The organism is Streptomyces sp. NPDC057565 (assembly GCF_042801455.1).
In the GTDB taxonomy this organism is placed as follows: Bacteria; Actinomycetota; Actinomycetes; order Streptomycetales; family Streptomycetaceae; genus Streptomyces; species Streptomyces yanii.
Genome location: NZ_JBHVFU010000084.1, coordinates 1 through 7,259 on the forward strand (window position 1 = coordinate 1; position 7,259 = coordinate 7,259).

At 67.2% G+C, this 7,259-nt stretch carries 9 protein-coding genes and 2 pseudogenes; 9 read left to right on the top strand and 2 right to left on the bottom strand.

Annotated features, from left to right (window positions below; genetic code table 11):
- Positions 1-395 (top strand): annotated as a pseudogene (locus ACFU8W_RS48045) (hypothetical protein); the annotation flags it as partial.
- Positions 396-558: 163 nt separating this feature from the next.
- Positions 559-1,869, top strand: coding sequence for a PP2C family protein-serine/threonine phosphatase (locus ACFU8W_RS48050; protein ID WP_384052198.1), 1,311 nt, complete (start codon positions 559-561; stop codon positions 1,867-1,869).
- Between the two features lie 399 nt (positions 1,870-2,268).
- Here the strand turns inward: ACFU8W_RS48050 and ACFU8W_RS48055 are convergent, their stop codons facing one another.
- On the bottom strand, positions 2,269-2,481 hold the full coding sequence (locus ACFU8W_RS48055; RefSeq protein ID WP_384052200.1) for a hypothetical protein: 213 nt from the start codon (positions 2,479-2,481) through the stop codon (positions 2,269-2,271).
- An 88-nt stretch (positions 2,482-2,569) separates the two neighbouring features.
- Between ACFU8W_RS48055 and ACFU8W_RS48060 the strand changes: the two genes are divergently transcribed.
- From ACFU8W_RS48060 to ACFU8W_RS48075, 4 genes are all read left to right on the top strand, one after another.
- A complete protein-coding gene (locus ACFU8W_RS48060) occupies positions 2,570-2,797 on the top strand; it encodes a hypothetical protein (protein WP_384052202.1) in 228 nt (75 codons plus the stop codon).
- 101 nt (positions 2,798-2,898) lie between these two features.
- Positions 2,899-3,213 (top strand): XdhC family protein, encoded by a 315-nt coding sequence (locus ACFU8W_RS48065; protein WP_384052219.1) that lies wholly within the window; start codon positions 2,899-2,901, stop codon positions 3,211-3,213.
- Positions 3,214-3,475: 262 nt separating this feature from the next.
- Positions 3,476-3,826, top strand: coding sequence for a PRC-barrel domain-containing protein (locus tag ACFU8W_RS48070; RefSeq protein ID WP_384052204.1), 351 nt, complete (start codon positions 3,476-3,478; stop codon positions 3,824-3,826).
- A 94-nt stretch (positions 3,827-3,920) separates the two neighbouring features.
- The gene (locus ACFU8W_RS48075) at positions 3,921-4,091 is read left to right on the top strand and encodes a hypothetical protein (RefSeq protein ID WP_345512068.1); all 171 of its coding nucleotides are present in this window, start codon (positions 3,921-3,923) and stop codon (positions 4,089-4,091) included.
- A 265-nt stretch (positions 4,092-4,356) separates the two neighbouring features.
- Here ACFU8W_RS48075 and ACFU8W_RS48080 read toward each other — a convergent pair.
- Positions 4,357-4,482 (bottom strand): annotated as a pseudogene (locus ACFU8W_RS48080) (flavoprotein); the annotation flags it as partial.
- Here ACFU8W_RS48080 and ACFU8W_RS48085 point away from each other — a divergent pair.
- The 3 genes from ACFU8W_RS48085 to ACFU8W_RS48095 all read left to right on the top strand — a co-directional run bounded on the left by ACFU8W_RS48085 (position 4,421) and on the right by ACFU8W_RS48095 (position 6,594).
- The gene (locus ACFU8W_RS48085) at positions 4,421-5,014 is read left to right on the top strand and encodes a hypothetical protein (RefSeq protein WP_384052221.1); all 594 of its coding nucleotides are present in this window, start codon (positions 4,421-4,423) and stop codon (positions 5,012-5,014) included. The pseudogene ACFU8W_RS48080 and the gene ACFU8W_RS48085 overlap by 62 nt on opposite strands.
- 264 nt (positions 5,015-5,278) lie before the next feature.
- The gene (locus ACFU8W_RS48090) at positions 5,279-6,457 is read left to right on the top strand and encodes a Cmx/CmrA family chloramphenicol efflux MFS transporter (RefSeq protein WP_384052205.1); all 1,179 of its coding nucleotides are present in this window, start codon (positions 5,279-5,281) and stop codon (positions 6,455-6,457) included.
- Complete coding sequence (locus tag ACFU8W_RS48095; protein WP_384052206.1) at positions 6,454-6,594, top strand: hypothetical protein; 141 nt, start codon at positions 6,454-6,456, stop codon at positions 6,592-6,594. The genes ACFU8W_RS48090 and ACFU8W_RS48095 overlap by 4 nt, the downstream gene beginning before the upstream one ends.
- The last annotated feature ends 665 nt before the right edge of the window (positions 6,595-7,259 follow it).

Consider the following 7,259-nt stretch of genomic DNA (forward strand, 5'->3'; position numbering starts at 1 on the left):
AGATCTACGTAGCGATGCCGGACGGCCGTTGGCACGGCAACTCGGTCAATTCGTGCGACCTGGAGGAGGGCGACCCGCCAGAGCCGGACGATGCGACGACGGTCCTGGCCGTGGTCGCGGATGCGGCGCAGGAGACCATCATGGAGCTGCTCTGGCAGGTCTGGCCACTCTGCCCGGCACACAAGATCGGAATGCACCCTCGGCCCCCAGGAACCACCGACGGCTGGTACCAGAGCGAAGCGGACTCGACAGGGCCACCGGTGTGGTGGTGCCGGGGCGGCCGGGATGGCACGTGCCACGACGTCTCCCTGGTGGGCGAGTTGGCCGCCACCCTGCCGGGCAAGCAGCGTCGGGCCCTGCGGCACAGCGAGCGCAAACAGGATGGTCGCCGATAACCGCAGGCCAGACGACTGCGCGTTGCCGCTGGAACCCACCATCCACTGCCACCCGCGAAGTACGGAGCTAGTCAGCCACCCGCGCAGCGGGGGAACCTCACCCTGGTTGGTGTGGTGCCGTCTGTAGCGTGGCTCTCTCGGCCGTCGAGAAAGGTGTTCGTCGATGAACAGCGCGGAAGCGGCGCGTACACGGGTGCTGGCGGAGCTGATCGCTGCGAGTCATCTGATGACTTTGGAGCAGCTGCCTGGCATGGTGGCGTCGCACGCTGCCGGGGTGGGCTGGCCTCAGGTGTTGATCTATCTGGCCGATCTGCAACAGGTTCGGTTGTACCTGCTGGCTGGCAACCTTGACGTTGGCCCCGGTGGCGCCGACGTGCCGGCTGAGTTGTCCGTTGAAGGGACCGTGGCGGGGCGGGCCTTCCAACTAGGGAAGGTCTTTCCGGCCTCGGCTTCTGCGAAGGGCCAGTGGTGGGTCCCGCTGCTGGACGGCACTGAGCGTCTTGGTGTGCTCCGGGTCGGCGTGCCAGGCGCACACATCGAGGCGGATGAGGATCTGAATAAGCTCGCCGGATTGGTTGCCCTCCTTCTGGTGAGCAAGCGTGACACGAGCGACTCGTACTCCCGGTTGGTCCGCCGCCGGAGGATGGAAGTATCCGCCGAGATGGAATGGCAGCTGATGCCGCCGCGGACCTTCGCCACCGACCGTGTCTTGATCAGCGCGATCATGGAACCGGCCTACCAAGTCAGTGGAGATGCCTTCGATTACGCCCTGGCCGGGGAGACCGTGCATCTGTCTGTCTTCGACGCCATGGGACACGACATCGCCGCCGGATTGACCGCGAACCTCGCGTTGGCGGCTGCTCGCAATTACCGCCGCCGGGGCGCTGACCTTCTGCAGACAGCGGAAGGCGTCGGTGAGATCTTGACCGAGCAATTTGCGGGCAGCCGCTACGCCACGGGCATCTTGGCCGACCTTCACCTGCCCACCGGCGTGCTGACCTGGACGAACTACGGCCACCACCCGCCAGTTGTTATCCGCGGCAACCGTACCCTCGTGCACCTGTCCTGCCCGCCCGCTCCCCCCATGGGAACCGGGCTGGACCGGCCCGGCGCCCTACGCCGCGTCCAGCTGGAACCCAGGGACCGCCTGCTGCTCTACACCGACGGCATTACCGAAACGCGCAACCGAGAGGGACAGGAATTCGGGCTCAATGGCCTGACCGACTTCCTCATTCGTCACCACGCCGACGACCTGCCCGTCCCAGAAACCCTGCGCCGACTGATCGGGCACCACCTGGATTACCACAGCGGCCGCCTCAACGACGACGCCACCGTGATGCTCGTGGAGTGGCACGGCCCAACCCCCTACCGACCCAGCCAACTACAGGCACTCGCGGGCCTGCCCCCGTCCACCGCCTCGGAGACGATCACCTCCGCGTGGGCCCAACAGCCCGCTGACGACGAGGGCGTTTGAACGAAGCACCGCTATGCCGTTTTTTAGAAATCGGTGACCTGGCTGATTGGACATCCGGGAAAGTGGTGAATTTCGGCTCGTATCACCAGCCCGGCCCCTGTGGCGGCACCGCTACGGCGCGGACCAGCGCCACGTTGATCGGGAGTTCCACGCTTTCATGCTGCGACCAGGCACTGATCACAGCGCGCCGAGCGCAGTGTCCGGCCGGCACACCTCGCAGGCCTCCGGATGCAGGGCGGCGGCCTTCACGGCCATCTCCAGCTCGTACCGGGACACCCCGGCCGCCTAGGCATGCGCGGTCACCGCGGCCTGGAACCGTGTAGCTGCCTCGCGCCAGGGCGCCCACGCCTCCTCCGTGTACGGTTCGGCTTGCGCTGCGCCGCGACGGCGGACCGTGAGTCAAGCCGCGTCCCATTTGTGAGCGCGGCCGCCTTGCCACTCGACCATCTGCGGGTCGTCGATCAACGTCTCTGTATCCGGGAGACCGGCCCGGCGCAGGAACTCCACCAGGTCCCGGTCATCGTGGGCAAGCCCGAGGATCTTTCCGTACGCGGTAACCCGCCGGCCTCCGGTTGGAGACGGCCGGTGTACGACAATTGGAGCAGCGACCATGCCTCCAGACTGCAGCAGTGTGCTGCTCACAGCACACCGAGCGTGGTGTCCGAACCCTCTCATCGCCTGGCCGGTAAGCTCGCCGGCCATGCCCATACCGAGACCCGCATGGACCACCCCGCGCAGTGTGAGAGCCACCGCCGTCATGGCTGCCGTATTCGCATCCGGCTGGTACCTGGGGCAACCCGTCCTGCCCTCACGCTGCGAGGCGCCGGTGAATTCCGTGCGCTACAGCGACCACCTGGCAGCCGACACGCTCCGAGGCTGCGACGACAAGCCGCGCCTCCTGGCCTGGCTCACAGGAAATCTCCGCTGAGGGCAGGACGGATCGCGGTGGTGGCGGCTTCTTTCGGGCCCCACCTTGGCAAGGAGCCCCGTCTCCCGGACGGGGGGCTGGGAGACGGGGCGGTGCTGCTGGTGCTCGCCCACGACCACAAGTTCGACATCCCACTTCTGGAGCTTGCGTTGCGGACGCCCGAGTTCGCGTACGTCGGTGCCATGGGCTCGCGACGGACGCACGCGCAACGGATGCAGGCGCTCATCGAGCGCGGTATCCCCGCCGAGCAGCTCGCACGCCTCGCGTCGCCGCTACGGCCGTCCGGTCCGTCTGGGCAAAAACCCCACCCGGCCCATGACCAGGATTCTCGCCGCCTGCGACGACGCCTGCCGGCTGCTGGAGCACCTTCACCGGCCCGAATCGGGCTACCGACCCGGACCGCAGGCCGGTCATGACCAGCGACGGCGTCTGAGCAGTAGACGCGGCCCATGGCGTCCAGGCCGTTCGTACAGTGGCGCGCTCCACCTGGGCGCCATGAACCACGCCCGCTCCACGGTGTGTGGGTCGACGGCGGACGGGACGGGAGCTGGGGTGAATGGCGGGGAGCCGATTGGCCTGCGATCAGGCGCTCTCGAGGGCATGCACCAGCGGTCAGAGTAAAGTTCCTATCGGATGCAGTGCCTGCGGGAGGCGCGGGCCGGCCGCAAGGAGCAAGGCATGATCCATTCAGCCGACATCCGCGAGTGGCGCAACCGGGACGTGATCGATCCCAAGGGACGCAAGATCGGAGCCCTGGAAGCGGTCTACGTGGACACCACCACCGACGCGCCGACCATGGCCACCGTCCGTACCGGACTGCCGACTCGGCACCGACTGGTCTTCGTGCCCCTCGACGAGGCAACGCTGGGTCCCGGGTACGTGAAGGTGGCGCACGGGAGAGGGCTGGTGAGGAAGGCGCCGTCCATGGGCATGGATGACGTCCTGCCGGTCGAGCGGGAAGAAGAGGTCTTCAAACACTACGAGAGGCCTTACGAGCGCGGTACTGGGCGCCGCCTCGCACGCCGCTGACCAGCCTCCATCGCAAGAGTGCCGAAGCCCGACCAAATCGCTGGTCACAGCGGGGGCTCATCGCCCGCAGCAGAGGCTTGAGGATGTGCTCACCATGGCGCTTTTCCTGTTCCTGATCCTCGTGGCCGTCGTCCTGGGAATCATCGGCGCGGTGGCGGAGGGGCTGTTCTACCTCCTGATCATCGGCATCGTGGTCTTCGTGGCAGACCTGGTCCTGTTCGGTATGCGCCGGTCCCGGCGCTCTCGTCGACACTTCGTCCGGTGATGCCACTACTGTCGGCGACCCAGTACGGGTGAGAAACGGCGACGCGAGCGAGCGCCGTCTGTCGTGGAACTCCCGCTGGACGAGGGCGGACACCAGCGCCTCTGTCCGGCCGTCGCATCAGTCGCCGACGGCAGTCGGAGCGGGCTCGGATCGAACCCCAGACGTCAGGACCGTGGATGAGCTCTACGTCCGCCTTCCGTAGGGCCGCGACATGCCCGTTCCACGCTGGGTGCCGTACGTGTGCTGCGTTGACCCGCGGGAACACCACGACCGGAACGCCGATCGTGCCGAGTGCCTCGCTCACTTGCGTCAGTGCTTGGTTGTCGGCGATGCCCGTCGCGAGCTTGGCGACGAAGTTCGCGCTGGCGGGGGCGACGACGCCACTTCTCAACGGCGTGATATCCACGGTCGGCGCGCTCGTCGTAGGAGCCCTGGCATTCGTCGCGGCATCCCGGGCCGCATCAAAGGGAATCGACGCCGCCGTCACTGCGGCGGTCACGAGCAACGAAGGCCAGCAGGATCTCACCCTGTGGAAGGGGCGACGGGATACCTACGCCGCTTTGCTGTCTGCCGTTGCCGCCTTCGTGGCCCTCATCAAGACGCCGGAGGGCTACATCCGTGCCCGTACGGTGGAGGAGCTTGAAGGGCCTTTTCGTGCGGCCCTCGCCGACGTGGAACAGCACGCCAATCTGGCACGGCTCGAAGGCCCGCGGGACGAGATCGAGATTCCGGTTAGGTCCGTCGTTGGGTTTGCCCGTGACGCGGGGGACCACTACTTGTCCTGGGTCCACGTTCTCCATGATCTTCCAGCCTGGCCGCCGGTCGATCGTGAATCGCTCCTCGCGACTCATCAACGACTTGCGCAGACCCAGCGGCAGCTGGTGGATGCCCTGTACGCGGTCCTCCACCCGCAGGCGCCCTAGCTGTTGCGGGACATGACGTTGGTGACACAGGCCAATGCCCGGAAACCAAGATGCTTCGACGGGGGTTGGTCGGGTAGCGTGCGGGCCATGTCGAGTCCTGAGTCAGACAAGATGGGGGCTTTCGGTCACGCCGTCAGCCCCCTGAACCACTGAGCTCGTAGCCCTGTCGTCGCGCCGCTTTTTGCGGTGGGACGGGTGGTGCTTGGGGCTGGCCGCGGTGACGAGATGACCTTCTCGTGCTTCTCCTCACCTCGGAGCCACTCGATGCCTCTGCCGCTGTATCTGCTTGCCATGGCGGTCTTCGCCATGGGCACCTCGGAGTTCATGCTCGCCGGCCTCTTGCCGGACATCGCCTCAGACCTTGACGTCACAGTCGGGACGGCAGGCGTCCTCACCTCGGCCTTCGCGATCGGCATGATCATTGGCGCCCCTTTTGTAGCCGCGCTTGCCCGTGACTGGCCCAGGCGCGCCAGCCTTCTCGGGTTTGTGCTCGTTTTCGCGGCAGCCCACGCCGTGGGCGCCGTCACCACGAGCTTCCCCATCCTGTTCGCTACCCGAATCGTCGCCGCACTCGCGAACGCCGGGTTCCTTGCCGTCGCTTTGACGGCTGCGGCCACGCTAGTCCCGCCCGACAGGAAGGGACGTGCGCTGGCCGTGCTGCTGTCAGGCACGACGGTGGCCACGATCGCCGGTGTCCCTGGTGGTTCGGTGCTCGGCACGGTGCTCGGCTGGCGGGCCACGTTCTGGGCTGTCGCCGCTCTCTGCCTGCCGGCAGCTTTCGGCATCCTGAAGGGAATCCCAGCCGGACGTGATGAGGACGAGGCAACTGGCAGGCCTGCCTTGCGAGCGGAACTCGCCCAGCTCACCAGGCCGCAGTTGATCCTGGTGATGCTGCTCGGTGCGCTGGTGAACGCGGCCACGTTCGGAAGCCTTACCTTCCTCGCTCCGGTGGTGACCGACAGCGCCGGGCTGGGCGAGTTGTGGATCTCTGTCGCTCTGGTGCTCTTCGGTGCGGGTTCCTTCGTGGGCGTCACCGTCGCCGGCCGGCTGTCCGACAGGCGTCCCGGTCCGGTCATTGCAGTGGGCGGTCCGTTGCTGCTCATCGGCTGGCCGGCCTTGGCGATGCTGGCCAACGAGCCGGTCGCCTTGTTCATCCTCGTGTTCGTGCAGGGCGCACTGTCGTTCGCGCTGGGCAGCACGCTGATTACGCGGGTCCTCTACGAAGCCGCAGGAGCACCTACCATGGCCGGCTCGTATGCGACCGCGGCGCTCAACGTGGGCGCCGCAGTCGGCCCCCTCATCGCTGCGGCCACCCTCAGCACCGAAGCCAGGGACCTCGGGCCGCTCTGGGCAAGTGGACTCCTCGTCGCGGTGGCGCTGCTCATCGCGTTCCCCTTCCTCACCGCCATCACGGCCCGCCGGAGCACGGAGGTGCTCCGGTGACGCATGCGAACGCCCCCTTGAACATCGAGGGTTTCCTCGAAGTGCCGCAGTTCCTGGAGCGGTACGCCCGCCCCGGTGTCGAGGCGGGCGCCGCGTACGTCGCCGCGTCTGATCCCGCTGCCCGCCGTCGGGGTTGATCACAGTGGCGTGCGGAGCGTTTCCGGAGTATTCCTGCGGCCTCGGAATGCCTCAGATCATGCGGTTCGGTGACATCATGAGTAATGAATTCCGCGTCATGACGGTCGTCCGACCAGGCGACACCTGAGCCTCTTCCTGCCTGTCAGCACGGGAAGGCGGTGAGCACGTGAGCGACACCGAGCAGGAGCCCACTGCGTCCGAAGGAACAGAGGCGCAGACCACCCCCGAGGAGTCACCGGCCACGACTGAGGCCGGCCCTGCAGAGGGCGAAGAGCCGACCCCCGAGGCGGCGGAGACGCAAGCTGAAGAACCGGCCCCCGCTGTTGAGGAGACCGGGGCTGAAGAACCGGCCCCCGCTGCTGAGGAGACCGGGGTTGAAGAACCCGCGACCTCTGCTGCCGAGGAGACCGGGACCGAGGAACCGGCCCCCGCTGTTGAGGAGACCGGGGCTGGAGGATCGGCCCCCGCTGCTGAGGAGACCGGGGTTGAAGAACCCGCGACCTCTGCTGCCGAGGAGACCGGGACCGAGGAACCGGCCCCTGCCGCTGTTGAGGAGACCGGGGCTGGAGGATCGGCCCCCACTGCGGCTGAGGAGACCGGGGTTGAAGAACCCGCGACCTCTGCGGCTGAGGAGACTGGGACCGAGGAACCGGCCCCCACTGCG

Excerpts from the sequence above, each read along its gene's own strand:
- ACFU8W_RS48050 (WP_384052198.1), top strand. The coding sequence starts at position 559 with ATGAACAGCGCGGAAGCGGCGCGTACACGGGTGCTGGCGGAGCTGATC.
- ACFU8W_RS48055 (WP_384052200.1), bottom strand. The coding sequence starts at position 2,481 with ATGGTCGCTGCTCCAATTGTCGTACACCGGCCGTCTCCAACCGGAGGC.
- ACFU8W_RS48060 (WP_384052202.1), top strand. The coding sequence starts at position 2,570 with ATGCCCATACCGAGACCCGCATGGACCACCCCGCGCAGTGTGAGAGCC.
- ACFU8W_RS48070 (WP_384052204.1), top strand. The coding sequence starts at position 3,476 with ATGATCCATTCAGCCGACATCCGCGAGTGGCGCAACCGGGACGTGATC.
- ACFU8W_RS48075 (WP_345512068.1), top strand. The coding sequence starts at position 3,921 with ATGGCGCTTTTCCTGTTCCTGATCCTCGTGGCCGTCGTCCTGGGAATC.
- ACFU8W_RS48085 (WP_384052221.1), top strand. The coding sequence starts at position 4,421 with ATGCCCGTCGCGAGCTTGGCGACGAAGTTCGCGCTGGCGGGGGCGACG.
- ACFU8W_RS48090 (WP_384052205.1), top strand. The coding sequence starts at position 5,279 with ATGCCTCTGCCGCTGTATCTGCTTGCCATGGCGGTCTTCGCCATGGGC.